Source organism: Mesorhizobium sp. BR1-1-2, from assembly GCF_020165435.1.
GTDB lineage: Bacteria > Pseudomonadota > Alphaproteobacteria > Rhizobiales > Rhizobiaceae > Mesorhizobium.
Window position 1 is genome coordinate 74,398 of record NZ_JAIUID010000009.1, and the last position, 26,742, is coordinate 101,139.

Below are 26,742 nucleotides of genomic sequence, written 5' to 3' on the forward strand. Positions count from 1 at the left end.
GGCCGCGGCATGACCGAACAAGTCGTCAAATCACTGACGGATCCCGGCCTCCTGATCGCGCTGTTGGTCGGTATCGCCGTGTTCGCGACGGTCTTCACCTTGCTGCCTGCATTTGGCGGAAACCAGCTCAAGGCGCGCATGAAGTCGGTCGCGCTGGAACGCGACGAATTGCGCGCCAAGCAGCGCGCGCGGCTTGCAAGCGAGGCGGATCGCCGCCGCAAGGGCCTGCGCGAGGAACAGTCGATCGGCATGCGCAATATCGTCGACCGGCTCGACCTGCGGCGCGCCCTCGCCGACGAGGGTACCTTGCAGAAGCTCAAGGTTGCCGGCTTTCGTGGGCAGAACCCGCTGACGCGGTTCCTCTTCTTCCGCCTCGTGCTTCCGTTTGCCGGCTTCGCACTGGGCGTGATCTACATATTCGTGCTCGGAGGACTGCCGCAGCAGCCATTGTTCATCCGGCTGTTCGTCTGCGTCCTCGTTGCCTATGGCGGCTTCTACGCACCGGTCGTCTACGTCAACAACCGCGCCACCAAGCGCAAGCAATCGATCCAGATGGCATGGCCGGACGCGCTTGACCTGATGCTGATATGCGTCGAGTCTGGCATGTCGGTGGAAGCGGCACTGCGCAAGGTCGCCGACGAGATCGGCGTCCAATCGGTGGCCTTGGCGGAAGAATTCATCCTGACGAACGCCGAGCTTTCCTATCTGCAGGAGCGCAAGCAGGCCTATGAGAACCTCGCCAGCCGCACCGGCCTGGAATCCGTCAAGTCGGTGTCGCAGGCACTTGTCCAGGCCGAGCGTTATGGCACCCCTGTGGCGCATGCGTTGCGGGTGCTCGCGGGTGAAAGCCGGGACCAGCGCATGAATGCCGCCGAGAAGAAGGCCGCCGCCTTGCCGCCCAAGCTCACCGTGCCGATGATCCTGTTTTTCCTGCCGGTGCTGTTCGCCATCATCCTCGGCCCTGCCGGTATCCAGGTCAGCCAGCGCGGCATCTTCGGCCAGGCGCACGAAACCAGCAGCCAGTAGGTGGATATGACCGATCCAAAGACAAACCGCGCGGCTGACGCAGCGCGGTTCTCTTATGCATGGTCCGGTGGCCGGGTGTCGCTCAGTTGGTCGCGGCTTTCGCCTTGTCCTGGTCCTTGAGCTGGCTCCAGGCATTTTGCTGAGCCAGCATCTGCCTGAGATAAGCGACATTGGCCTGCGCCTGTTCGGGTGACAGCTCCTGCGAGGCGATCTTCTCGGCTTCGTCGAAGCGGCCCTGCAAGCCGACCACCAGCGCCAGGTTCTGGCGCACGCGGCTGTCGGCATTCGGCTGCTGTGCGGCCGAGCGCATATAGGTTTCGGCGGTGCGCAGGTCGCCTCCCAGCACATAGGACATGCCAAGGTTGGAAAGCACCGAAGGTTCGTTCGGCTTGAGCTCCAGCGCCTTGCGGTAGAGCTGGCGCGCGTCGTCCTTCTGTCCGAGCTGATCGAGAATGGCCGCTTCCGCCGACACCAGCCTCCAGTCGGGATATTCCGGCGTCTGCGCCCGGCGCACCGCGTCAAGCGCCGCCTCGAACTGGCCGTTGGCGGCCAGCGCCTTGCCGTAGGCGGCAAGGACGTCGCGATCCTTGGGATAGGCGATCGCCAGCTTGCGCATCACGGCAAGCGACTGGTCGGCATCGCCATCCATCTGCAGCGCAGCGGCGAAGTTGGTCGCTATCCGCTTGTCGTTGGGATTCCTGGAATAGGACTGGCCAAGCGCTGCCGTCGCATTGTGCAATTCTCCCGCCGACATGGTCTCCAGCGGCTTGCCGCTGGTACGTCCGATCGAGCCTGTGCTGATCTTGTCGGTTCCGCAGCCGGCAACACCTGCGGCGAGGGCGAGCATGAAGGCCGTGGTGATGAGCCGCTTTCCGGTGGCGTTAATCGTGCGGTTCGTCGGCATCGGCACCCTGGGCCTCCATTCATGCGCGCGGCCATTGCGTGGCCATCTTCCCTGTCGAAGAAATATTCTGTTAACCCTAACGGACAGTTAAGAAGCGCCGAATCGACGGACGTCGGCAGGAGAACATCGAATGTCAGTGGAACTGGTCGAGAACAAGCTGAACAACCCGCTTCCTGTCCACCTGGTGGCCAAGGACGGTCTGGAGACGGCCGGTCTGGCGTCATCTGCCGTGGCGTGGGCCAGGGCCAACGGCTTCTCCGGCGAAGCGGGCAGGACGCTCATCGTGCCTGCAGAAAACGGCGCGCTCGGCGGTGCCTTGTTCGGTATTGGCGACGGCGAGGGCGCGCTGGCCGTCGGCGCGCTGGCGAAAGGCCTGGCGGAGGGCGACTGGCACTTCGCCTCCTCGCCGGCCCGGCCGGAACTGGCGGCAATCGCGCTGGCCCTCGGCGGCTATGTCTTTATCCGCTATGGCAAGAAACCGGGCAAGGCGCTACGCTTCGAATTACCGGCCGGCGTAGAGGCAAAACGCGTTCGCCGCATCGTCGAAGGCGTCTTCCTGACGCGCGATCTTGTCAACACGCCGACCAGCGACATGGGGCCGGACGAGCTGGAGAAAACGGTTCGAGCCCTGGCCGAAATTCACAAGGCCGAAGTGTCGGTTATCAAGGGCGACGATCTCATCAAGCAGAATTTCCCGATGATCCATGCCGTCGGCCGGGCTTCGTCCAGTGCGCCGCGCCTTATCGACATGGGCTGGGGGCCAAGGAGCGCGCCGAAAGTGACGTTGGTCGGCAAGGGCGTCTGTTTCGACACTGGCGGCCTCGACATCAAGCCGTCGTCCGGCATGCTGTTGATGAAGAAAGACATGGGGGGTGCCGCCAATGTGCTGGGTCTGGCCTCGATGATCATGGCCTCCGGATTGAACGTGCGGCTCCGCGTGCTTATCCCGGCCGTCGAGAATTCGATCGCCGGAAATGCCTTCAGGCCAGGCGACGTGTTGGCGAGCCGCAAGGGCATGTCAGTCGAGATCGGCAACACCGATGCCGAGGGAAGACTGGTTCTGGGCGATGCGCTGGCGCTGGCCGACGAGGAGGAGCCGCAATTGCTTGTCGACATGGCGACGCTGACCGGCGCTGCTCGTGTCGCGCTAGGTCCGGACCTGCCCCCCTTCTACACCGGCGACGAGGCATTGGCCTCGGAACTGGCGGCCGCCTCGCTGGCGGTCGAGGATCCGCTGTGGCGCATGCCGCTGTGGCGGCCCTATGATGCGAAGCTGTCGTCGAAGATCGCCGACATCAACAATGTCACCACGGATGGGTTCGCCGGTTCCATCACCGCGGCGCTGTTTCTCAAGCGCTTTGTCGAGAAGACGGCAAGCTGGGCGCATTTCGACATCTTCGCCTGGAACCCCGCCGATCGTCCGCACGGACCTGCCGGCGGCGAAGCGCAAGGCATCCGGGCACTGGAGCACGTCATCTCGAAGCGTTTTGGCTGATGTGGAGGTGATTTTCAGGGCCGGCAGATTGCCGAAACTGAAACGGAACCGAAACAATTTGCCGTCATTCTCGTGCGATGTCGATTTCGATGCGCCCGAGCCAGGCCTTGCGACTGTGGCAGCAAGTGATGCTGTCGCAGGTGCGCGACGACGCGCCTGATCTCACCATGCGCCAGACGGCTATCCTGTTCACCATCTATCTCGATCCGCCGCCGCACACGGTGCGCGGGCTGGCGGCCCGTCTCAACGTCACCAAACCCGTTATCACCCGCGCGCTCGATACGATGGGTGCGCTCAAACTGGTGTCGCGCCATCGCGACGAACTCGACAAGCGCAACGTGCTGATCAAGCGTACGGTCGAGGGTGCGCTCTTTGTCGAGCGCTTCGGTGATGGTATCATCGCCAAGGCACAAGAGCTGCCTATCTGACGACCAGCCGTCTCAATGGATGAACTAATTTGACCGCCAGGGATGCCCGCCTCCACGCCTTTCGGCCCGATCTTGCCGATGCGAGATTGAAAGGAGAGGTCGCTGCCGACCGCTTTGTCGCCGGCCGGCCGGCGCGGATTTCGGTCCCAGTGGCCGATATCCGCAAGGCTCCGCGTCCAGACTCTGGTGTCAACACGCAAGCCCTATTCGGCGATGACGTGCTCGTTTTCGAGGACAGAGAGGGCTGGGCCTGGATCCAGGCCGAACGGGACGGTTATGTCGGCTATGTCGCCGACGCCATGTTGGGCGGGCGGGATCATGCGCTCACCCATATCGTCTCCGTGCCCCGAACTTTCCTCTATCCGGGCCCGGATCTGCGCCTTCCGATCGCGGGTCAGCTGTCGATGGGGTCCGCCGTCACGGTGACGGGTTCCGCCGAAACGCGCGGCACCCACTATGCCGTCCTGCCCTCCGGTCAGGCAATCATCGCCGGTCATCTGCGCCCTGTCAGCAATGTGGCTGGCGACTATGTTTCTGTGGCCGAGATGTTTCTCGGCACTCCTTATCTCTGGGGCGGCGTTTCCGGCTTCGGCATAGATTGCTCCGGCCTCGTGCAACTGGCGATGCGCATGGCCGGCGCCGATGTCCTGCGCGATTCCGACATGCAGGCGCAGAGCATCGGCGAGCCGCTCGATCCGGGCCCGGATTATTCCGGCCTGCGCCGCGGCGATCTCGTTTTCTGGAAAGGCCATGTCGCCATCATGGCCGACGCCGAGACCATGATCCACGCCAACGGCCACACCATGCTGGTGTCGCGCGAAGGTCTGAAGGAAGCCGTCGCCCGCATCGGCTATCTCTACGGCGGGCCGACGGGGTTCCGGCGGCCGTAGGCGATCCTCCCTTTCCCCGGGGAAAGGAAAAAACTGCTCGATCACCTTTTGTTCCGATTGTTCTTGGCGTTCGCGCGCCGTCGCGCTACCTCTGACGCGTGACAGAGAAGCCGCGCCTTGCCGACCAGAATGCCGCCGTCATCCTGCCCGAGCCATTCCTCAGATGGTTCGGCGAGAAGGGCTGGTCGCCGCGCGCGCACCAGCTCGAATTGCTGGCGAGGGCCCAAGCAGGGCAGTCGGTGCTGCTGATCGCGCCGACCGGCGCCGGCAAGACCCTGGCCGGGTTTCTGCCTTCGCTGACTGAACTGGCCGTCAGGGCCAGGCGAAAGCCGGGGCAGGCCCATCGCGGCATCCACACGCTCTACATCTCGCCGCTGAAGGCGCTGGCTGTCGACATCGAGCGCAACCTCGGCAAGCCGGTGGAAGAGATAGGGCTCTCCCTCACCATCGAGACCCGCACCGGCGACACGCCGGCGCACAAGCGCCAGCGGCAGAAGCTGGTGCCGCCCGACATCCTGCTCACCACGCCCGAGCAGCTTGCGCTGCTGATCGCGGCACCCGATGCAAGGCGTTTCTTCGAAGACCTGCGCTATGTCGTGCTCGACGAGTTGCATTCGCTGGTGATTTCGAAGCGGGGTCATCTCCTGGCGCTTGGTCTGGCGCGGCTGCGCCAGTTCAGGCCCGAGCTTCAGACCATCGGCCTTTCCGCCACGGTGGCCGAACCGGACGAATTGCGCCGCTGGCTGGTCGGCCAGAATCCGTCCGAAAATACGGCGAGCCCCGACATGGCCGAGCTGATCGTCGTTACCGGCGGCGCGAAGCCCGAAATATCCATCCTGGACTCGGAAGAGCGCGTGCCCTGGGCAGGACATTCGGCCCGCTACGCGACCCCCGAAATCTACCGCGAGATCAAGCGCCACAAGACGACCCTGCTGTTCGTCAATACGCGCAGCCAGGCGGAGTTGCTGTTCCAGGAATTGTGGCGCGTCAACGAAGATACCTTGCCGATCGCCCTGCACCATGGGTCTCTCGACGTCGCGCAGCGGCGGCGGGTCGAGAAGGCGATGGGCGACAATGCGCTGCGCGCCATCGTCGCCACCTCGACGCTCGACCTCGGCATCGACTGGGGCGACGTCGATCTCGTCGTCCATGTCGGCGCACCGAAAGGAGCGAGCCGGCTGGCGCAGCGCATCGGCCGCGCCAACCACCGCATGGACGAACCGTCCAAAGCCATCCTTATCCCGGCCAACCGCTTCGAAGTGCTTGAATGCAGGGCAGCACTGGATGCCAACTATCTCGGCGCGCAGGATACGCCTCCACTGGTCGATGGCGGGCTCGACGTGCTGGCGCAACATGTCCTTGGCTGCGCTTGCGGCGCGCCGTTCCGCGCGGATGATCTTTACGAGGAGGTGCGGTCGGCCGCTCCCTATGCCGGCCTCGATCGGCCGACATTCGACCGCGTCGTCGATTTCGTCGCCACCGGTGGCTATGCCTTGAAGAGCTACGAGCGATACGCCCGCATCCGCCTCAACAAGGATGGGTTGTGGCGGGTATCCAATCCGCGCGTGGCCCAGCAATACAGGCTGAATGTCGGTACCATCATCGAGGTGCCGGCACTCAACGTGCGTTATGTCCAGGCCGGCAGCAAGGGTTCCGCGTCGCGCGGCGGCCGGGTTTTGGGCAAGATCGAAGAGGCTTTTCTCGAGACGCTGACGCATAGCGACACCTTCATGTTTGCCGGCAAAGTTCTTCGCTTCGAAGGCATTCGCGAGAATGAGTGCTTCGTCTCTAACGCGCCCGGCAGCGACGCGAAGGTGCCTTATTATGGCGGCGGCAAGTTCCCGCTTTCGACCTATCTCGCCGAACAGGTCCGCGCCATGTTGGACGATCGGCAGCGATGGAAGAAACTGCCCGAGCAGGTGGCCGACTGGTTGCGCTTCCAGGCCGACAAATCGGTGCTGCCTAAACGCGACGATCTGCTGATCGAGACCTTTCCGCGCGGCAACCGCCATTATCTGGTGGCCTATCCCTTCGAGGGCAGGCTGGCCCACCAGACGCTCGGCATGCTGCTTACCCGCCGTCTCGACAGGGTCGGCGCCAGGCCGCTTGGCTTCGTCGCCACCGATTATGCCTTGGCCATTTGGTCGCTGGGCGACGTGGGCGCGATGTTCAAAGCCGGAAAACCCTCGCTCGGCGCGCTTTTCGATGAGGACATGCTGGGCGACGATCTCGAGGCCTGGCTGGCAGACAGCTGGCTTCTCAAGCGCACTTTCCGCAATTGCGCGCTGATTTCAGGGCTGATCGAAAAGCGTCATCCCGGCAAGGAGAAGAGTGGGCGTCAGGTGACCGTCTCGACGGACCTCATCTACGACGTCCTGCGCAGCCATGAGCCGGATCACATATTGCTTCAGGCGACGCGCGCGGATGCGGCGGCGGGCCTGCTCGATGTCAGCAGACTTGCGGACATGCTCTCGCGCATTCAAGGTCGAATCATGCATAAGAACCTCGAACAGATATCACCGCTCGCCGTGCCGATCATGCTCGAGATCGGCAAGATGCCGGTCCACGGCGAAGCCGATGAAACGCTGCTGATGGACGCGGCGACGCTGGTTGAGGAAGCCATGGGACCGGAGATGGCTGAGGAATGAATTTTTCGCTGGCACGCGCATCGTTGATCGCCGAGGCCGATCTGGTCGGCATCGCCGGCGAACGTGCGGTCTGCGATCCGCGCGGCGTGCTCTACTTTCCCGAGCTCAAGCTTCTGGCCGTTTCCGATCTGCATCTGGAGAAAGGTTCATCGCTGGCAAGGCGCGGCACGCTGCTCCCGCCCTATGACACCGGCGCGACCTTGCTGCGATTGCAGGCCGTCATCTCAGACTACCAGCCGGCAATCGTCATCAGCCTGGGCGATTCCTTCCACGATGGCGGCGGCGCCGAGCGCATGCATCGAAGTTTCCGCGAACGGCTGGAGGCGCTGATGGCGGGCCGCGACTGGTTCTGGGTGGCCGGCAACCATGACCCGGAGGCGCCGGCCGACCTGCCGGGCGAGACGGTGCGCGAACTCGCCATCGGCTCGTTGCTGTTCCGGCACGAGCCGTCGAAGCTGCGCGTCGAGGGTGAAATATCGGGCCATCTCCATCCCTGCGCCCGCATCGTCCAGCAGGGCCGCTCCGTGCGGCGGCGCTGCTTCGCCGGCGACGGCGGCCGCATGATCATGCCCGCCTTCGGCGCCTATACCGGCTCGCTCAACGTGCTCGACCGCGCCTATGCCGGCCTGTTCCGCCTGGAATCGCTGATGGCCTATATGCTCGGCACGGACCGCATCTTTGCGATCTCAGGCTCGATGCTGCGGCCCGGCTGAAGACCCTATTTCCCGTAGTAGAGGGTGACCGTGTGCTTCGCTTCGGCGAAGAACAGCCAACGCTCGACCAGCATGCCGGCAAATTGTGCGACAGCGGCGAACGCCGATGCGAGGGCCGCCAAAGGTGACGGCAAGGCGAAGGCCGCAATCAGCAGCAAGGCGGGCAGCGCGAAGCCCAGGAGTTGGGTGATCCGCCGCAGCTTTGCGCTGTGCTTGCGCGCGATGCGGAAACCCATTTCCTTGAGCAAATAATTTTCCTCGGTATGCGGCCATTCCAGCGACCGAACCGTCCCCCCGGCAAGCCCGGTTGCGGTGTTGGCGTTGGTGGGGATTGCCAATCGGTCGTTGTACCGCCAGGTCGCAAGCTTCCAGGCCCAACCGAGCAGGATCAGCAGTACGCAGGCCGCCGGAAGCATTTTCGAGCCGACAGCAAAACCTTGGCATAGCGCGGCCAGAAGCACACTGCCGGTCATCGCCGAGAAGATGAGGTAGCCAGGCAAAGTATAGCGGCTGTGCCACTGGGCGATCGGCTTCAGCGAGGCGTAGATCATGCCGGTCATGCACACGGTGACGATGGCGCCTGTCGTTGCCAGAAGTCCGGCGGCGGCGACCCAGCCATCGAGCCGGCCAAGTATGACCCAGCCGACGCCGAACAGTCCCGCGGGGACGAAGGTGGCGATCGAGGCGACGCCTTCGCGCGACAGCCAGGAACTGCGCCATTGCGAGAAGGCGCGCCAGGCGCGTTCGGGGCGGCCGAGATGTCCGGTCGAGGACAACAGGCCGGCGGTGATCAGGCCGATCGCCAGTCCCATGCTGATGAAGCCCAGCCAGAAATCGGGTGCGATGACGCCAAGTGGCGCCAGCACGCCAAGCAGCGCAAGCAGGCCGTAGCCGGCGCCGGTGGCGGTGGTGAAGAAGACGACGGAGAAGGCTGGATGCATGGGTGGTCAGTTCGAGAGCATGCGGTCGACCCAGCCGAGGAACCCACCCTCGGCCCGCACCGGCTCCAGGGTTGGCGCTGAAACCTTTGCGGCGCGTTCGGTATGCGCGCGCGGCGGCAGGTATTTGTTGGTCGGGCGATAACCGAGTTCCGGCATCAGGTCGACGCCGCCACGCTCCCCAACCAGTTGCGACACCGCCGAGGCGGGGTCGCCGAGATCGCCGAAATGCCGGGCGCTGGTCGGACAGGCGGCGACGCAGGCCGGCACGCGGTCCTCCTCGGCCAGATTGTCATTGTAGATGCGGTCGATACAGAGCGTGCATTTCTTCATCACGCCGACATCGGTGTCGAACTCGCGCGCACCATAGGGGCAGGCCCAACTGCACAGTTTGCAGCCGATGCACTTGTTCTCGTCGACCAGCACGATGCCGTCCGAGGCCCGTTTGTAGGAAGCCCCGGTCGGACACACGGTGACGCAGGCCGGCGTCTCGCAATGCAGGCAGGAGCGCGGGAAGTTCACCGTGCGGCCGCCCATCGCGGTCGTGTGCTCGTAGCTGTGCACGCGATTGAACCAGACGCCGTCGACATGGCCGCCATAGGGGTCGATGTCGGTCAGCGGCGCCATGTGGCCGCCGGTGTTCCATTCCTTGCACGCGGTGACGCAGGCCTGGCAGCCGACGCAGGTGTCGAGGTCTATGACCAGCCCGAGTTTTTTTCCGGTATGGGCGGGGACGCAGGTCATTTGGCGGCTTCCCTGTTCATGCGAAATTCGGCGCCGAAGCGAAGTGTGTCCGGCGATGGCTGGAATTGCGGCGGCTGATGGAAGCGCTCGAATTGCGGCTCGGTGAAACCGGCTTCCTGCGCCGCGCATTTGACGATGCGCACCTTGAGATCGAACCATGCCGCCTGGCCGGTCACCGGATCGGAATTCGAATACCGCCTGCCGTTGGTGTCTGCCGTGGTCTGGTCGCCGATTATGTGGTTGAGCAGGAAGCCGCGATTGCTCTCGGCGGCATCGTCCTTCAGCCCCCAGCTGCCGCGCCTTTTGCCGATCGCGTTCCAGGTCCAGACCGTACTTTCGTTCACGCCGTCGACCAGCTTGATCTGCCCCTTGACCCTGCCATTGATGCTTTCGATCCAGACCCAGTCCTCGTCGGCAAGGCCGAGCCCCGCGGCGGTTTTCTCGTGCACGAACAGCCGGTTTTGGCTGGTGATTTGCCTCAACCATGCATTCTGCGAACCCCAGGAGTGGTACATGTGCATCGGCCGCTGCGTCAGCGCATGCAGCGGATATTTCTGCTGGTCGCCGGCCGCTTCCTCGAAGGGCATGTACCAGAAGGGCAGCGGGTCCATATAGGTCTCGATGCGCTGGCGCTCACCCTCCGGCGGCAGGACACGGCCATGGCCGCGAGCGGCCAGCCGAAAGCGCTGCAATGGCTCGGAATAGAGCTGGAAGACGACGGGTTCGGCCTTGGCGATGAAGCCCATCTGCACCGCGAAATCGAGATAGGACTTGTTGGCCATCTTGTAATAGCGCTGGTCCTCAGCGAAATCGTGGTGCCAGAAGCCACCATTGTCGATGTAGCGCTGCAACTGGTCCGGGTTTGGCTCGCCCTTGCCGGTCGAATTGCCGTCCTTGCCGCGCCAGCCGGCAAGCGGGCCGATACCGGGCGTGCGCTCGTGATTGACGATGTAGTCGGCGTAGTCGGCGTATTTGACGGCCCCGTCTTCCCCGACGAAACCGGGCAGGCCGAGCCGCGCGCCCAGTTCGATCAGCACCGACTGGAATGGGCGCACGTCGCGGTCCGGCTCGACGACGGGATGGCGTATGGCATCGCCCGGTCCGTCGGCATGGCTGATCGGCCGGTCAAGCAGGCTGATGCAGTCATGGCGCTCGAGATAAGTTGTGTCGGGCAGCACCAGGTCGGCAAACGGCACGGTCTCGGAATAATAGGCATCGGAATAGATGATGAAGGGGATCTTGTAATTGCCCGTCTCGTCGCGGTCGGTCAGCATGGAGATGGTCTCGACGGTGTTCATCGAGGAATTCCAGGCCATGTTCGACATGTACATCATCAGCGTGTCGATCTTGTATGGATCGCCGGCCCAGGCGTTGCGGATGACGGTGTGCATCAAGCCGTGCGCAGCGAGCGGCGCCTCCCAGGAATAGGCCTTGTCGATGCGGGCCGGCACGCCTGCCTCGTCGACCAAAAGGTCGTCAGGCCCGCAGACGAAGCCGAGCGGCGCCCCTTCGAGCGGCGTCATCGGCCGGACGTTCTTGCCGGCAGGCTTCGGTCCTGGCGGCGCACAACGCGGATAGGGCGGTTTGAAGCGGAAGCCGCCAGGGACGTCCACCGTACCGAGCAGCACCTGCAGCAGATGAATCGCGCGGCAAGAATGAAAACCGTTGGAATGGGCTGAGATGCCGCGCATCGCATGCATCGACACTGGCCGCCCCTTGATCGTCTCGTGGCGGCGGCCGGCCCAGTCGGTCCACGCCACCGGCAGTTCGATCGTCTGCTCAAAGGCGACATGAGCGAGCTCGGCGGCGGTCCCGCGGATTGTGTCGGCGGCGATGCCGCAGCGCTCCGCGACCGCATCGGGCGAATAGCTCTCATCAAGGTATCGATCGGCGATGAGCTGGAACACCGGAACGCAGCGACGGCCGTCGAGGGTGAAGCTGCCGGTCAGTGCCGGTTTGGCGCTGGCGTCGGTAGCGCGGACAGGCACCTTCGCCACCCTGTCCCAGGCGAGCAGGTTGCCGGCGCTGTCGCGGACAAACAGCCCGTCATCGGCCGCGCCCGGATCCTGGATGACGAGCACATGGGCGTTGGTGTAGCGCAGGAGATAGTCGAGATCGACGCGGCCGGCCTTCAGGAGCTCGTGGATGAGGGCAAAAACGAACAGGCCATCGGTGCCCGGCCGAATGCCGATCCAGTCGTCGGCGATTGCGTTGTAGCCGGTGCGGCATGGATTGACCGACACCACCTTGGCGCCGCGCGCCTTGAGCTTGCCGAGGCCGATCTTGATCGGGTTTGAATCATGGTCCTCGGCGACGCCGAAAAGCATGAAATATCGGGTGTTGTCCCAGTCGGGTTCGCCGAACTCCCAGAACGAGCCACCGATCGTATAAAGCCCGCCTGCCGCCATATTGACCGAACAGAAGCCGCCATGCGCGGCGAAGTTCGGCGTGCCGAACTGGCTTGCCCACCAGCCGGTCAGGGACTGCGACTGGTCGCGGCCGGTAAAGAAGGCGAGTTTCTTCGGGTCGCTGCGGCGGATATTCGACAGCCGCCCGGTCGCGATCGAAAAGGCCTCCTCCCACTCGATCTCGCGGAATTCTCCCGAGCCGCGCGGGCCGGTGCGCAGCAGGGGCTTTTTCAGCCGGGCAGGGCTGTAATGCTGCATGATGCCGGAGCTGCCCTTACCGCAGATCACGCCGCGATTGACGGGATGATCCCTGTTGCCGTTGATGTAGCGGACCTTGCCGTCCTTGATGTGCACGTCGATGCCGCAGCGGCAGGCGCACATATAGCAGGTCGTCTTGGCGACGCGGTCGGAGACGGCGGGCGAGGTGTCGACGCCATCGTCCTCGTCGGGTGCGTTCGTGTCGGCGAGCGGGCGTTGGGACGGGGCGGAATTCGCGCCGCGGAGGGGTCCTTGGGTCATGATCCCCGAGCGCTTTTGCGGTTCGCAGCTTTGGCCCTGGTTTTCGGCCCGGGACCGCGCATGTAATGCTCTTCCGGATGATAGCGATCGCCGGACAGCCGCCGCCGCAGACCGCGGGTCCAATGCGCGAACAGGGACTTGAACCGCCCGATCATTTCATTCTCTGTCAATCGGTGGCGAATTTTTTCTAACTTCGATTGAAAACTTAGAATAAAGCTATCAACCCGTCTAATCAGTTGTTCTTGTAAATTCGATCGATATTGGTTCTTAATGCCTTATGACACTTGACCAGTTGCGGATATTCGTCGCTGTCGCCGAGCGTGGCCACATGACCAAGGCGGCGGAGTTGCTGGGCATTTCCCAGTCGGCGGCATCGGCCGCCATCCGCGCGCTTGAAGAGCAGCACGGCGTCCATCTGTTCAACCGCGTCGGCCGCAACATAGAGCTTGCCCAGACCGGTCACCGGTTCCTGCCCGAAGCCAAGGCCGTGCTGGAGCGAGCCGCCGCAGCACGCAATGTGCTGGAACATGTCTCGCAGACGGTTGCCGGCAGCCTCTCCATCGCCGCCAGTCTGACCATCGCCAGCTACTGGCTGCCGCGTCGGCTGGCGTCCTTCCACGAAGCCTATCCTGCGGTCAGGCTGAGCGTCAGCATCGGCAACACCAGGCAGGTCGAAGCCAGCGTGCTGGATGGAACCGCCGATCTTGGCTTGGTCGAGGGGCGCACCGAGTCCGATATATTGCGCCGCGCCAAGGTCGATATCGACCGGTTGATGTTAGTGGTTGCCAGTTCTCATCCCGAGATCGCCGAAATCGCGCCGGGCCGCCCCGACATAAAAGGGCTGCGCTGGATCATCCGCGAGGGCGGTTCCGGCACGCGCGAGGTGCTGGAGGATCTGGCGCGCCGCGAAGGGATTTCGCTTGACGATCTGCAGATATTCCTGGTGCTGCCGAGCAACGAGGCGGTTCGCCAGGCGGTCGAGGCCGGTGCCGGAGCTACCATCATTTCGGAGCTCGTCGTTGGACGCGCCGTCGCCGAAGGCAGCTTGCGGTCCGTGCCACTCGAACTGCCGAAACGCGACTTCGCCATGATCACACATCGCGATCGCCAGGCAAGCCTGGCCCAGATGGCGCTCAAGGCCCATTTGGGGGCCGACGAGAAGGCGTCCGCGCGTTCGTGAATTGTCCGGATATCAGCCGAACTTTCGCTGCGCGTCCAGCGCAAGGCCAAGTCCGACCGAGCCGAACATGTCGCCCTCGATGACCGAAGCCTGAGGCACCAGCGACAGGATTTTTTGTCTCGCCAGCGGGATCGCGGTGGATCCTCCGGTCAGGAACACGGCGGTGATGTCGGTCGGCCTGACCCCGGCGTCGCCGATGGTCTGGCCGACCGTGGCGGCAACGCGCTCGATGTCCCTGGCGATCGTGGCGTCCAGCGCCTCTCGGGTGATCTCGGCGGCGAACTGGACTTCCGGCAGCCTCACCTCGACATCGGCCGAGACCTTGTCGGTCAGCTCGATCTTGGCCCTTTCGACAAGAGCGGCCAGCGCGTGCCCATACCGGTGCTCGACGATATGGATGAAGCGGTCGACGAGATCGGCGCGCTCGGCCTCGTAGCGGATCTGGCGCAGATGCGTCATCGCCTTGGCCGTATAGACCAGATTGATGCGCTGCCATGTCGCAAGATCGATGAAGTAGCTGGCCGGCAGGTTGCGCTTGCCGTCCTTGGTCGGGCTGAGGTAGCCGAGTTCCGGCATCACATGCGCAATGCTGAGCAATCGGTCGAAGTCGGTGCCGCCGATATGTATGCCGCGGCTGGCCAGGATATCGTCCTTGCGGTCAAGCGAGCGGGCTCGCTGCGGCGAGACCCTTACGATCGAGAAGTCCGATGTGCCGCCCCCCATGTCGATGATCAGCGCCAGTTCCTCGCGCGTCACCTTCTGCTCGTAGTCGAGGGCCGCCGCGATCGGTTCGAACTGGAAGGCGATATGCTTGAAGCCCTGGGCGCGGGCAGCCCCTTCGAGCTCGCCTTGTGCCCTGGCATCGGCCTCGGCGTCGTCGTCGACGAACTGCACCGGCCGGCCGAGCACCACGCTCTCGACGGCGCCGCCGGCATCCTCCTCCAGCCTTTTGTGCAGATGGCCGAGGAACAGGCCGACGATCTCCATGAAGCCGATCGAGCGCGCCTTGATGCGCGTTTTTTCCTGCGCGAGCGCGCTGCCGAGCACACTCTTCAGCGAGCGCATCAGCCGGCCTTCCACGCTGTCGGTGTAATTGGCGATGGCGTGGCGGCCGAAACAGGTGCGGTTGTCCTCGAAATTGAAGAACACCGCGCTTGGCAGCGTGACCTCGCCGCCTTCCAGCGCGACGAGGTGCGGCTGGCCGCTCCTGACCACGCCCACGGTGGAGTTGGAAGTGCCAAAATCGATGCCGGCGAATGCTGATCGCATCGCAGCCTCCTGTCATCTCTGCCAAGGCAGCGGTTCGGCGCCGCCCGTGAAGCGTGCGCTCTCTGTCGTCCGGGTGGCCGGACCGCTCTGCCGAATTGAATTGTGCATGTTGCCCGGGGGCCGGGAGGTGGCGGTCTATAGCATGATCCGGGAAAGGGAAACCCCTTTGTAGGAGCCTCAGTCCTTGCGGAATATCAACCTTCCGAGCCAGCCCGTCACCATGGCCAGCGATATGGCGAAGACGCCGTAGAGGAAGGAATAGTCGTGGGCGACACGGAAGATCGACTGTTCGAAACCGGATTTGCGGATTTCGAGCTGGGCCGAGCTCTCCTTGATGAACAGGCCGCTTTTGAACAGGAAGGCGCGCGCCTTGTGGGTCCCGACCGGAACGTTCGGCGCCAGCCGCACAGTGGCGCGGAACAGGGTCTGCGACAGGAACTGCACGCCGCCGACATTCTCGCTGTAAAGGCCGGTCGCGGCCTTGCGTTCGCGCAACGCCGCGGTGAATTCCTCGATCGTGGCCGGGCTGTCGCCGGCGTCGGCCGGCTGCATGTAGAGATTGGAAGCGCCGAGCGACAACTGCCTGTAGCTGTTCGGTTCGGTGATGTCCTGCAACGGTCGCGTCGTCGCCACCGAATAGGACACCGGTACGTTTTCGAAGGTCTCGGATTCCAGATTGACCCAGACGCCGAGCACCCGGTCTTTGCGGCGCACCACCACCGGCTTGGGCGGGCCTTCGAGCACGACGATGACGTCGTAGCGGCCCTGGCGTGCCACCAGCGGATCGGGATTTTCCAGCGAACCGAAAATGGTCAGGTCTGCACCGGAAAAACCGGCCGTGATCGACACGCTGTCGGTGGAGAGCCCGATCTGGATGCCTTCGGTCGGCGGCATCTGCGCCTTCGCGGCTGCGGCGGCGATCAATGATAGGAGAGCCGCGGTTGCGAGCGCTTTCAGGCCATTCATCAGTTGAAGCCCGCGCCGGACAGCGAATAAAGATTAGGCGGCGTCACGAAGAGGTCGATGGCAAGCCTTATCGCAACCGCCAGCACCAGCATCGCCAGCAGCGCTCTCAGCTGCTCGCCCCGCAGCCGCTGGCCGGCCTTGGCGCCGTATTGCGCGCCGGCAACACCACCGGCCATCAAAAGAAAGGCCAGCATCACGTCGACTGTCTGGTTGGTGGTGGCGTGGACCAGAGTGGTGTAGGCCGAGGTAAAGATGATCTGGAACAGCGAGGTGCCGATGACGACGTTGGTCGGCACTTTCAGCAGATAGATCAGCGCCGGCACCATGATGAAGCCGCCGCCGACACCCATGATCGACGAAAGGAAGCCGATCGCAGCGCCGAGCCCAAGTACGGGGATGACGCTGACGAACAGCTTCGAGGCCCTGAACCGCATCTTCAGCGGCAGGCGGTGGATCCAGTTGTGCTGGCCGGATTTCTTCAGCACCGGCGCCGCGCCGCTGCGCGTGGCGCGCAGCGCATTGATGCTTTCGACCAGCATCAGCCCGCCGACGGTGCCCAACAGTATGACGTAGAGCAGCGAGATGAACAGGTCGAGCTGGCCGAGGCTGCGCAGGAAAGCGAAGACGTAGATGCCGCCGGTGGAGCCGACGATGCCGCCGGCAAGCAGCACCCCGCCGAGCTTGAAGTCGAGCGTGCCGCGCTTCATATGCGACAGCGCGCCGGAGAAGGACGAGGCGATGACCTGGTTGGCGCCGGTCGCCACCGCGATTGCCGGTGGGATGTTGTAGAAGATCAGGAGCGGCGTGATGAGAAAACCGCCGCCGACGCCGAACATGCCCGACAGAAAGCCCACCGCAGCGCCCATGGCCAGCAGCACGAAGACGTTGACGGAAATTTCCGCAATCGGGAGATAGATGCCCACCCGTCGGTCTCGATCAGTTTGCCAGTCGGCGAATACCGCCGTTGCGGATAGTATCCCACCGAAAAGCCAATTTTTCCTTGCGCCGAAGCGGGGGGGGGGGGCCCCCCCCCCCCCCCCGCCCCGAAACAAAAAACATCTCAAGCAGTTAACAGGCAAATGTGTGGCAGGGCGTCGCGGATACGACGCTCCTGCCGCTATTTGCGCGCCAGCAACGCCTTGACCAGCTTTTCGTCGACCGCACCGGTCGCAGGCAGCTTGTTGTCGGTCTGGAACGCGACGATCGCGTTCTTGGTTTTCGCGCCCATCACGCCGTCAGCGCCGCCGGCGTCGTAGCCGTTCTTGTTGAGGATGAGCTGGATGTTCTTGACCGCCTTCTTCATATCGATGCTGGCCGTCGTCTGGGGCGTGCCGTCTTGCCAGGATTCGGGGATGTCGGCCGAATTGGCAGCCTGGTCGAGCGGCTTGGCCTTCCACAATTCGGTGGCGGCGCGGGCGCGCTCGAGTTGCTCGGGACGCAGCGCATTGGCGATCTCGTCGCGCTTGGCGGCAGCGTCCTTGTCGCCGGTCTTGGCGACGAGCGCGAACCATTTGTAGGACTCTTCAAGGTTCTGCTTCATGCCGACGCCCTTGGCGGCGAGGATGCCGAGATTGAACTGGCTGTCCTTCACGCCCAGATCGGCGGCCTCCTGGAACCAGTGCGCGGCCGATTCATTGTCGGTCACGCCGTCAGCGGCCATGGCGAACAGCACGGCCAGATTGTGCATGGCGCTGGCGTTACCCTGCTCGGCGGCGAGTTGGTACCAGGTCTTCGACTTCTTGATGTCGCGCGGGACGCCGATGCCCTTCTCGTAGAAATTGCCGATGCGATACTCGGCCGGAGCGAAGCCGAGTTCCGCGGACTTTTCATACCATTTGGCCGCAGCCGCCATGTCTTCCTTGACGCCGCGTGCCTCGGAATAGCGCGAGCCGATCTCGAACAGCGCCTTGGCGTCGCCGGTGGCTGCGGCGTCGCGCAGCGCGACCGGGCCTGCATCGGCGGGAATGTCGAATTTGGCCGTGGCCGCGGAAGTGCCGGCGGACACGACGGCGCCGGTGCTGTCCTTGGCCATGGCCGGTACAGCCACTGTCGGTTGGATACCGGCGTTCACATCCGCCGTTTGCGCCTCGCCGGCTGCAACGGCCGGTGCCGGAGTAGCCGGAGCCGCTGTGACGGGACCGGCGGAAGTGGGTTCTGCCGAAGCCATCGCGTCGGAAGCTGCCGCGCCGGCAGGCAGAATGGGAGCCATCGCCGCCGGAGCCGGTTCCGCCGCCGGGCCGGCGTTCGTCGGCCCATCGCCGTCCGACGGCATGGCGAGCGCGGTCTGCGCCACCATGTCGTCCTTGGCCGCCGGAGCGGAGGGCTCGGCCTGCCTGACCTCACGGGCAGGTTCGCTGTTCGCTGCCCCCAACTGGGTTTCCGCCTTCGGCGGGCTCGCGGGGTCGACGGATGCGGTTTGCAGCGGTTGCGAGGCAACGGCCGGCTCGTCATTGCTTGCCACCTGGGCGGGATCGGCGAGGAACGCCTTGCCAAGCTGCAGGCCGGCAAGCGCCAGCATGATCGCGGCGGCCGCCATCAGAATCGGCTTGCGCCGCGCCTTGAGCAGGTCGCCGATCCTGAGCGCCTTCACCGGTCCCTTCATCGTCGACTGGCGCTTCAAGGCGTCGGCCTCGGCGGCGGCGGCCTGCGCCGCGCGGCGGGCAGCCGCGATGAAGTCCGATTTCGCGGCATCGCTGTCGCTGAGCTTTGCCGGTTGCCCGCGCTCGTCGCGCACGCGCTTCATGATGGCGTTGAGGTCGGGCGCGCCGGAGCCGGGCTCCAGTGGCCGGTTGGCCATTTTCGGGTCGAGCGGCTCGTCGAGATCGACGCTCGGGATTTCCACGCCCGGCACCGAGCCCGCCGGCGGCGGAACGTCTGCTTCCTTCTTGCCCTTGAAGGCGCGCGCCAGGCCGCCCAACATCGATTTGCGGCGGCCTGCCGGCTCGCCCTTCCCGGCGATCGGATCGGAACCAAGCGCGGCCATGGCGGCAGCGGCGGCGGCCTCCGCGGGCGAGCGCGCACCCGGCCCGCGTGGCGAAGCCGGCTGGCTGCGCATGATCGCGGCTGCGCGGCCGTCGAGATCGGCCATGTCCCCGGTCAGCGGCATGGGCTCGTCGATATCCATCGACGGAGCATCCACGGCCATCTTGCCGGCTCGCGCACGGCGCCTGCCGATTGCTTCATCCGGGCGCGCGTCCAGGAGCTCGCTCATCGCCTCGGACGGTTCGCTTGTTTCCAGCGAACCCAGCCTGTCGACGATCTTGAGCAGCGTGTCGTGGATGGCCTCGAACGTTCTCGAGTTGCGCTCGTCGGAACGGCGCGTCAGCGTTTCGAGCGTCTTCAGATCCTGGGCAAGGCCGGAAACCGCCGATGTGTCGGCGCCTGAGCCGGCCAGCGAGCGCACCGCGTTCTCGGCCGCCTCGCGCGCCGCACCAAGGATGGAATCGCGCGTTCCCGCCAGCGCCTTCTCGATTTCATCGAGGCGTGGGCTGATGTCCTCGAATTCCGGCAGCGGTGCGCTGGGCCTGGACAGGTGGGCGGACAGGCTGGCGACTTGCGCCTCGAGGCTGCGGATCAGCGCCGGATCGATGCCGGCGACTTGGGCGGCGGACGAGTCCAGCCGGCTCGAAATGTCTTCGAGCCGGCTTTCCAGGCCACGGATCGCGGCCTCGCCGGCGGGATCGGGAATGCGTGTTTCCATGCGCTTGGCTAGCGCCGTGAAGCGGGCATCGATGGCTTCCATGATGCCGGCGCCGTCGACTTGCGGCATGCGCTGGTCGAGCCGGTCGGCGACCTCGTCCAGCCGGCGCTCAAGATCGCGGAACAACATGTTGCCCTGTTCGATGGCGTCGCCCTGGCGCCGTTCCATCATCGACGACAGCACGTCGAAGCGTTGCTCCAGCCCGTGGAAGATATAGTCGGCGTCGGGCACGGCCGGCGCCTGGTCGATCTTGTCGGCGATGAGCGCGATCTGCTTGGCCAGCCGTTCCATTGCCTGCTCGGGCAGGGCGGCGCGTCCGGCGAGTTCGTCGACCCGGCTCGACAGCGTGTTCAGCCGGTCGACGACGGCGTTGCCGGGGTGGTCCTGCGCCACTTCCTCGATCTGCCGGGCGAGCGAATCGATCCGCTTCTCGATGCGCTCGAAGGCTTCATGGTCGAGCGAATTGGCCTGTGCCGCGACGGTTGACGCGACGATGGCGCGGGAGATCTCGTCCAGCCGCTCATCGATCATGGCCAGCGTGCTGCCGCCGCGATTGTCCTGCTGGCTGGCGAAATGATCCACCGCGCTGGCCAGCGTGCGGACCTTTTCCTCCAGCGAGCGCAGTGACAGCGATTCCGGCAGGTTGTTGACGGCATTGCTGATCTGCTCCAGCCGATCGTTCAGGCCCGAAATGGCCGGGTCCGGTGAGCGGTTGCGCTGGTCGGCGTCGACGCGGTCCTCGAAGGCCGTCCAGCGCCGATCGAAATCATCCCAGCGGCGGTCGACCTTCTGCACGCTCTCCTCGCGCGCCAGCGTGTCGAGCGCGGCTTTGACCTGTTCGAGTTCGAGCCGCAGCATGTTGACGCTTCTGTCGTCGCTTTTTTCCGACAGCGTCTTGATGGCGCCGGAAAGCCGCTCGAATTCGAGGCCAAGTTCGGCGCTGCCCTTGCCCGAAGCGCCTGACTTGGCGTTTGCCAGCAGTGCGCGGTCGATGTCCTTGCGCAGCGCCTCGAATTCGCTCTGCAGCCCGGCAGTCATCTGGTGGCGCAATTCCTCGCGCATGCCGCGCAGCTCGCCGGCGATCTTGCCGACCATGGCAACGCTGTCTTCCTGGCCGCGGATGCGGTCGATATCGCGGGCAAGGTTCTGGTAGTTCTGGCCGACGGCCGGCGCCGGCATCGGAGCCTGCGGGTGCGGCGCCGGCTCCTGGTACCAGCGCGGCTGAGCGGAAGGCTGTGCTGCGGGATAACGCGGTTCGGCGCCATATTGGCGGGGGTCGGGACGTCCTATCGTGTCCTCGCGCGTCCTCTCGAGGCGCTGTTCCAGCGTCTCCAGCGAGCGGTTCAGCTGCTCAAGCGTGGTCTGAGGCCTGCGCTGCCTGCCGGCGTTGAGTGTATCGAGGTAGGACCGCTTGCTGTTCATCGGTGCGTCCGTCTTTCAGATTGGCCGGTTTGCGACCAGCTCCCCAAATCCTCGCCGGAACGAAGGCGGCCGCACCACGGTGGAAGACAAGCTTCCCGGGGTTCACCCGCGCTCCGAAAAACCGTGAAAAATTCGATACAGGATAAACACGGGTAGCCGACATGCGCACAATTCGCCCAACGTGGTAAACAACGCGTTAACCAAGCTTAAGAAGTTGCGACGAAGTTCGCGGTGAACCGGCCGCTGCGGCATAAAGCGCCGCCCGCACAACGCCCTTGCGTCATGAGAGGGCTATCGGTATAGAATTGACGTAAACGTAAAAGGCGCATCAAGCGTGCTGTTTGCGATTTGTTTGTCGAAACCACGGCTGGAAGCACGCCCCCGCTTTCAGTCAGGCATCGCTTGGTCCAGGACCGCGACGCCACAGACGGGGAAAGCCAGTGACCATGAAGCTTATCTCGGCCGGCGAGACCGCGGCCAATACCAACACTATATCCGTTGACTCGGGCGAGGACCTCGTCCGCATCGGCGAAATGGCCAAGAAATACGGCGTGACGCTACGCACGCTGCGTTTCTACGAAGACAAGGGCCTGCTCAACCCGCAGCGCGACGGTTCAACCCGCCTCTACACGCGCCGCGACAGGGTTCGGCTGAAACTGATTTTGCTCGGCCGCAAGGTCGGGTTCTCGTTGCGCGACGTCAAGCAGATGATGGATCTCTATGATCCCACCGGCTCCAACACCAAGCAGTTGCGGCTGGCATTGGACAAGTCGGAGAAGCAGCTTGCCCGCCTCCAGAAGCAGCGCACGCTCATCGATGACGCCATCAGCGAGTTGAGCACCTCCATGGCTGCCGTCCGGCAGATGTTGGTCGAGCGCTCGGCGCCGCAGGCGAGCGTCGCCGGCTGATTTGGCCCCGCCGCCTTGCGGCGCAACATCCATGATCGAAAAAAGCCGTGTGGCGAGCGCCACGCGGCTTTTTTCATTGAGGGTTCCACCGCATGCACTGCATCGCGTCCCGTTTGCTGCGATGCAGGAGAAATTTTGTCGCATTAGCTGAATTGACGTTTACGCAAACGTCAATTTTTGTTATCTCCCGCTGCAACACGGGTCCGCATGCCACCCTGACATGAATTCGGGGGTTTCGGATCAGGTCCGCAGGGTGGAGGAAGAGCATGCCGATCTACAGGGCGCCGGTGCAGGATACGCTGTTCGTGCTCAACGAGGTGCTGGGCTACCAGCGCTATTCCAATCTCCCCGGCTTTTCCGATGCAACGCCCGACGTGCTGGAGGCGATCCTCGCCGAGGGCGCCAAGCTCGCGGAAAACGTCATGCATCCGCTCAACCGTGTCGGCGACATGGAAGGCTGTGTGCGCCATGACGACGGCTCCGTGACGACGCCGAAGGGCTTCAAGGAAGCCTTCGACCAGTATCGCGAGGGCGGCTGGATGGGGTTGGCGGCGCCCGTCGAGTTCGGCGGCCAGGGCCTGCCCTATGCCGTGCATACCGCCGTGGCCGAGTATATGGTGTCGGCCAATATGTCGCTGATGATGTATCCGGGCCTGACGCAGGGCGCGATCGCGGCGATCATCACCCATGGCACCGACGAGCAGAAGGCCAAATGGCTGCCGAAGATGGTGGAGGGCGCCTGGACCGGCACCATGAACCTGACCGAGCCGCATTGCGGCACCGATCTGGGCCTGCTGCGCACCAAGGCCGTGCCGAATAGCGACGGCACTTACAAGATCTCGGGCCAGAAGATATTCATCTCGGCCGGCGAGCACGACATGGCGGACAACATCGTCCACCTGGTGCTGGCCCGCATCGAGGGGGCGCCCGAAGGGGTGAAGGGCATCTCGCTGTTCATCGTGCCGAAGCTCAAGCTCGATGCTTCTGGCAATCCCGATGAGAGGAACGCCGTCTCCTGCGGTTCGATCGAGCAGAAGATGGGCATCCACGGCAATTCGACCTGCGTCATGAATTATGACGAGGCGCAAGGCACGCTGCTGGGCGAGGCCAATGGCGGCCTCAAGGCGATGTTCACGATGATGAACGAGGCGCGGCTCGGCGTCGGCCTTCAGGGGCTGTCGCTGTCGGAGATTGCCTACCAGAACGCCGTCGCCTACGCCAAGGACCGCTTGCAGGGCCGCTCGCTGTCGGGGCCGAAGGCGCCGGACAAGAAGGCCGATCCGATCATCGTCCATCCCGACATCCGCCGCAGCCTGATGACCATGAGGGCCTTCAACGAGGCCGGCCGCGCGCTGGCGCTGTGGACGGCGATCAAGTCGGACATCGCCCATCGCTCCGCAGACGACAAGGACCGCCAGGCGGCCGACGACTACACCGGGCTGATGACGCCGGTGGTTAAGGGCGTGCTCACCGACAAGGGTTTCTATCACGCCGTGATGGCGCAGCAGGTGTTCGGCGGCCATGGCTATATCGAAGAGCACGGCATGAGCCAGTTCGTGCGCGATGCCCGCATCGCCATGATCTATGAAGGCGCCAACGGCATCCAGGCGCTCGACCTCGTCGGCCGCAAGCTGGGTCTGAACGGCGGCCGCGCCGTGCAGGCCTTCTTCAAGGAAGTCGGCGAGTTCTGCGAAGAGAACCGCGCCGACGAGAAGATGGCCCCCTTCACCAAGGCATTGAAGAAGAGCCTCAACGATCTTCAGGCGGCGACCATGTGGCTGCTGCAGAACGGCATGGCCAAGCCTGACAACGCCGGCGCCGCCTCGACCGACTACATGCATCTCTTCGGCCTCGTGGCGCTCGGCTATATGTGGGTGCAGATGGCCAGGGCCGCTCAAGGCAAGGCGGGCGCCAACGGCGCGTCGTCCTTCTACGACAACAAGCTGGTGACGGCGCGCTTCTTCATGGAGCGGATCATGCCGGAAACCGCGACGCGTCTCGCCCGCATCTCCAGTGGCGCCGACACGCTGATGGCACTGCCGGCGGAAGCGTTCTAGAAATATCCTCTCCCTTGAGGGGAGGGCGGTCCAAAGGGCCGGGAGGGGGCGCCGCGACAGTGCGCGGATCTCAATTTCGATGGCAGACCTTGGGAGGAAGATCATCGCATGACCAACCCAGCCGAAATCCTTGGCCTGCCGAAGCCCGCCTGGGCGGCGGACGAGGTCGGCATGCTCTACGACATGGCGCACCGCTTCATGTCCGAAGAGATCGCGCCGCGTTACGACGAGTTCGAGAAGAACGAAATGGTCGACCGCGAGAGTTGGCTGAAGGCCGGTGCCGCCGGCCTGCTCTGCGCCTCCATGCCGGAGGAATATGGCGGATCGGGCGGCACCTTCGCCCATGAGAGCGCCATCATCGAGGCCATCGGCCATGTCGGCGTCGACGGCTTCGGCATCGGTCTGCACAATTCGATCGTCGCCCCCTACATCCTCCACTACGGCTCGGAGGAGCAAAAGAAGAAATGGTTGCCGAAGCTCGCCACCGGCGAACTGATCGGCGCCATCGCCATGACGGAGCCCGGTGCCGGCTCCGACCTGCAAGGCGTCAAGACGCGGGCCGAGAGGGACGGCAACCGATACAAGATCAATGGTTCCAAGACCTTCATCACCAATGGTCAGCTCGCCAATTTCATCATCGTCGTCACCAAGACCGATCCGGACAAGGGCGCCAAGGGGACTTCGCTGATCGTCGTCGAGACGGACGAGGTCGACGGCTTCGAGCGCGGCCGCAACCTCGACAAGATCGGCCTGAAGGCCAATGACACATCCGAACTGTTCTTCAACGATGCGCGCGTGCCGACCTCCAACCTGCTCGGCCACGAGGAGGGACAGGGCTTCATCCAGCTCATGCAGCAATTGCCGCAGGAGCGTTTGCAGATCGGCACCGGCGCGATTGCCATGGTCGAGCGCGCGCTGGCCCTGACCATCGAATACGTCAAGGAGCGCAAGGCGTTCGGCAAGGCGGTCATCGATTTCCAGAACACCCAGTTCAAGCTGGCCGAACTGAAGACCGAGGCCACGATTGGCCGCGTCTTCTACAATGATTGCGTGGCGCGCCACATCGATGGCGGCCTCGATCCGGTGACGGCGTCGATGGCCAAGTACTGGCTTTCCGACCTGCAGGGCAAAGTCGTCGACGAATGCCTTCAATTGCATGGCGGCTATGGCTACATGAATGAATATCCAATCGCCCGCATGTTCCGCGACGCCCGCGTCCAGCGCATCTATGGCGGCACCAACGAGATCATGAAATTGCTGATCGGCCGCTCGCTCTGAGCATCGATCGGCAAACCCAAGGAGCAGGAAAATGGCCGAAGCTTACGTCTATGACGCCGTTCGTACGCCGCGCGGCAGGGGCAAGAAGGATGGCTCGCTGCATGAAGTGCCGGCGGTGCGGCTCGCCGCCAGGACGCTGGAGGCGTTGCGCGACCGCAACGGGCTCGACACGGCAAATGTCGACGACATCATCTTCGGTTGTGTCGACCCGGTCGGCGAGGCGGGGTCGGTCATTCCGCGCGCCGCGGCCTTCGAGGCCGGCTACGCGACCTCGGCACCCGGCATGCAGATCTCGCGCTTCTGCGCCTCGGGCCTCGACGCCATCAATTTCGGCGCCGCCAAGATAGCCCAGGGCGCCGATGAGATCGTCATTGCCGGCGGTGTCGAATCGATGTCGCGCGTCGGCATGGGCGCCTCGGGTGGCGCCTGGTTCATGGACCCTTCAGTCGGCCTGCCCGGCTGGTTCGTGCCGCAAGGCATTTCGGCCGACCTGATAGCCACCAAATACGGCTTCAGCCGGGACGATGTCGACGCCTATGCCGTCGAGAGCCAGAAGCGCGCGGCAAAATCCTGGGCCGATGGCCGCTTCAAGAATTCGGTGATCCCGATCAAGGACCAGAATGGTCTCACCATCCTCGACCATGACGAGCATATGCGCCCATCGACCGACATGCAGTCGCTGGCCTCGCTCAATCCCTCCTTCGTCATCCCCGGCGAAATGGGTGGCTTCGACGCCGTCGCGGTGCAGAAGCATCCGGAAGTGGAGGAGGTCAATCACGTCCACCATGCCGGCAATTCGTCGGGCATCGTCGATGGCGCGGCGGCCGTGCTGCTCGGTTCGAAGAAGGCCGGCAAGGCCATGGGCCTGAAACCGCGCGCCCGCATCCGCGCCTTCGCCAACATCGGCTCCGAGCCGGTGCTGATGTTGACCGGCCCGGTCGACGTCACCGAGAAGCTGTTGAAGCGCGCCAAGATGAAGCTGTCGGACATCGATCTGTTCGAGCTCAACGAGGCCTTCGCCTCGGTGGTGCTGCGCTACATGCAGGCCTTCGAGATCCCGCACGACAGGATCAACGTCAATGGCGGCGCAATCGCCATGGGCCACCCGCTCGGCGCCACCGGCGCGATGATCTTCGGCACCGTGCTGGACGAGCTCGAGCGCCGCGATTTGAACACCGCGCTGGTGACGCTGTGCATCGGCGCCGGCATGGGCACCGCAACCATCATCGAACGCGTCTGACGGGGAGAG

The 26,742-nt window shown here is 64.2% G+C and carries 19 protein-coding genes; 11 read left to right on the top strand and 8 right to left on the bottom strand.

Features of this window, described 5'->3' with window-relative positions; all coding sequences use genetic code 11:
- The first annotated feature begins 9 nt into the window (after positions 1 to 9).
- On the top strand, positions 10 to 1,026 hold the full coding sequence (locus tag LB551_RS20575) for a type II secretion system F family protein (protein ID WP_140550059.1): 1,017 nt from the start codon (positions 10 to 12) through the stop codon (positions 1,024 to 1,026).
- 82 nt (positions 1,027 to 1,108) lie between these two features.
- Here the strand turns inward: LB551_RS20575 and LB551_RS20580 are convergent, their stop codons facing one another.
- Positions 1,109 to 1,930, bottom strand: coding sequence for a tetratricopeptide repeat protein (locus LB551_RS20580; RefSeq protein WP_224660291.1), 822 nt, complete (start codon positions 1,928 to 1,930; stop codon positions 1,109 to 1,111).
- A gap of 130 nt (positions 1,931 to 2,060) precedes the next feature.
- Between LB551_RS20580 and LB551_RS20585 the strand changes: the two genes are divergently transcribed.
- The 5 genes from LB551_RS20585 to pdeM all read left to right on the top strand — a co-directional run bounded on the left by LB551_RS20585 (position 2,061) and on the right by pdeM (position 8,104).
- On the top strand, positions 2,061 to 3,425 hold the full coding sequence (locus LB551_RS20585) for a leucyl aminopeptidase family protein (RefSeq protein WP_224624967.1): 1,365 nt from the start codon (positions 2,061 to 2,063) through the stop codon (positions 3,423 to 3,425).
- Positions 3,426 to 3,502: 77 nt separating this feature from the next.
- A complete protein-coding gene (locus tag LB551_RS20590; protein ID WP_140513216.1) occupies positions 3,503 to 3,853 on the top strand; it encodes a MarR family winged helix-turn-helix transcriptional regulator in 351 nt (116 codons plus the stop codon).
- A 29-nt stretch (positions 3,854 to 3,882) separates the two neighbouring features.
- The gene (locus tag LB551_RS20595; RefSeq protein WP_224624968.1) at positions 3,883 to 4,743 is read left to right on the top strand and encodes an NlpC/P60 family protein; all 861 of its coding nucleotides are present in this window, start codon (positions 3,883 to 3,885) and stop codon (positions 4,741 to 4,743) included.
- Positions 4,744 to 4,841: 98 nt separating this feature from the next.
- Positions 4,842 to 7,391, top strand: coding sequence for a ligase-associated DNA damage response DEXH box helicase (locus LB551_RS20600; protein WP_224660292.1), 2,550 nt, complete (start codon positions 4,842 to 4,844; stop codon positions 7,389 to 7,391).
- Entirely contained in the window at positions 7,388 to 8,104 is a 717-nt protein-coding gene (pdeM, locus tag LB551_RS20605; RefSeq protein ID WP_224624970.1) for a ligase-associated DNA damage response endonuclease PdeM, read from the top strand. Before LB551_RS20600 ends, pdeM begins: the two co-directional genes overlap by 4 nt.
- Positions 8,105 to 8,109: 5 nt before the next feature.
- On the opposite strand, the gene LB551_RS20610 is transcribed toward pdeM, so the two are convergent.
- From LB551_RS20610 to LB551_RS20620, 3 genes are read right to left on the bottom strand one after another with little or no spacing between them, the layout of a single operon-like run.
- Positions 8,110 to 9,045, bottom strand: a complete 936-nt coding sequence (locus tag LB551_RS20610) for a dimethyl sulfoxide reductase anchor subunit family protein (RefSeq protein WP_224624971.1) — start codon at positions 9,043 to 9,045, stop codon at positions 8,110 to 8,112.
- Between the two features lie 6 nt (positions 9,046 to 9,051).
- Positions 9,052 to 9,786, bottom strand: a complete 735-nt coding sequence (locus tag LB551_RS20615) for a 4Fe-4S dicluster domain-containing protein (protein ID WP_224624972.1) — start codon at positions 9,784 to 9,786, stop codon at positions 9,052 to 9,054.
- Positions 9,783 to 12,713: a molybdopterin oxidoreductase family protein gene (locus LB551_RS20620; RefSeq protein ID WP_224624973.1), complete on the bottom strand. Its 2,931-nt coding sequence runs from the start codon at positions 12,711 to 12,713 to the stop codon at positions 9,783 to 9,785. Before LB551_RS20620 ends, LB551_RS20615 begins: the two co-directional genes overlap by 4 nt.
- Positions 12,714 to 12,990: 277 nt before the next feature.
- On the opposite strand from LB551_RS20620, the gene LB551_RS20625 reads away from it, so the two are divergent.
- Positions 12,991 to 13,893 (top strand): LysR family transcriptional regulator, encoded by a 903-nt coding sequence (locus LB551_RS20625; protein ID WP_224624974.1) that lies wholly within the window; start codon positions 12,991 to 12,993, stop codon positions 13,891 to 13,893.
- A 12-nt stretch (positions 13,894 to 13,905) separates the two neighbouring features.
- Here the strand turns inward: LB551_RS20625 and LB551_RS20630 are convergent, their stop codons facing one another.
- The 4 genes from LB551_RS20630 to LB551_RS20645 form a co-directional block, all read right to left on the bottom strand.
- Positions 13,906 to 15,162, bottom strand: a complete 1,257-nt coding sequence (locus tag LB551_RS20630) for an Hsp70 family protein (RefSeq protein WP_224660293.1) — start codon at positions 15,160 to 15,162, stop codon at positions 13,906 to 13,908.
- A 177-nt stretch (positions 15,163 to 15,339) separates the two neighbouring features.
- The gene (locus tag LB551_RS20635) at positions 15,340 to 16,128 is read right to left on the bottom strand and encodes a TIGR02186 family protein (protein ID WP_224624976.1); all 789 of its coding nucleotides are present in this window, start codon (positions 16,126 to 16,128) and stop codon (positions 15,340 to 15,342) included.
- Positions 16,128 to 17,051 carry a sulfite exporter TauE/SafE family protein gene (locus tag LB551_RS20640; protein ID WP_140550049.1) on the bottom strand — a complete coding sequence of 308 codons (924 nt, stop codon included), beginning with the start codon at positions 17,049 to 17,051 and terminating at the stop codon, positions 16,128 to 16,130. Before LB551_RS20640 ends, LB551_RS20635 begins: the two co-directional genes overlap by 1 nt.
- Before the next feature lie 194 nt (positions 17,052 to 17,245).
- Positions 17,246 to 21,250, bottom strand: a complete 4,005-nt coding sequence (locus LB551_RS20645) for a peptidoglycan-binding protein (RefSeq protein ID WP_224624977.1) — start codon at positions 21,248 to 21,250, stop codon at positions 17,246 to 17,248.
- 446 nt (positions 21,251 to 21,696) lie between these two features.
- On the opposite strand from LB551_RS20645, the gene LB551_RS20650 reads away from it, so the two are divergent.
- The 4 genes from LB551_RS20650 to LB551_RS20665 all read left to right on the top strand — a co-directional run bounded on the left by LB551_RS20650 (position 21,697) and on the right by LB551_RS20665 (position 26,733).
- Positions 21,697 to 22,158, top strand: a complete 462-nt coding sequence (locus LB551_RS20650; RefSeq protein WP_140497287.1) for a MerR family transcriptional regulator — start codon at positions 21,697 to 21,699, stop codon at positions 22,156 to 22,158.
- Positions 22,159 to 22,424: 266 nt separating this feature from the next.
- The gene (locus LB551_RS20655; RefSeq protein ID WP_224660294.1) at positions 22,425 to 24,215 is read left to right on the top strand and encodes an acyl-CoA dehydrogenase; all 1,791 of its coding nucleotides are present in this window, start codon (positions 22,425 to 22,427) and stop codon (positions 24,213 to 24,215) included.
- A 108-nt stretch (positions 24,216 to 24,323) separates the two neighbouring features.
- A complete protein-coding gene (locus LB551_RS20660) occupies positions 24,324 to 25,493 on the top strand; it encodes an acyl-CoA dehydrogenase family protein (RefSeq protein WP_140550046.1) in 1,170 nt (389 codons plus the stop codon).
- A 31-nt stretch (positions 25,494 to 25,524) separates the two neighbouring features.
- Positions 25,525 to 26,733: an acetyl-CoA C-acetyltransferase gene (locus tag LB551_RS20665; RefSeq protein ID WP_224660295.1), complete on the top strand. Its 1,209-nt coding sequence runs from the start codon at positions 25,525 to 25,527 to the stop codon at positions 26,731 to 26,733.
- Positions 26,734 to 26,742: the final 9 nt, after the last annotated feature.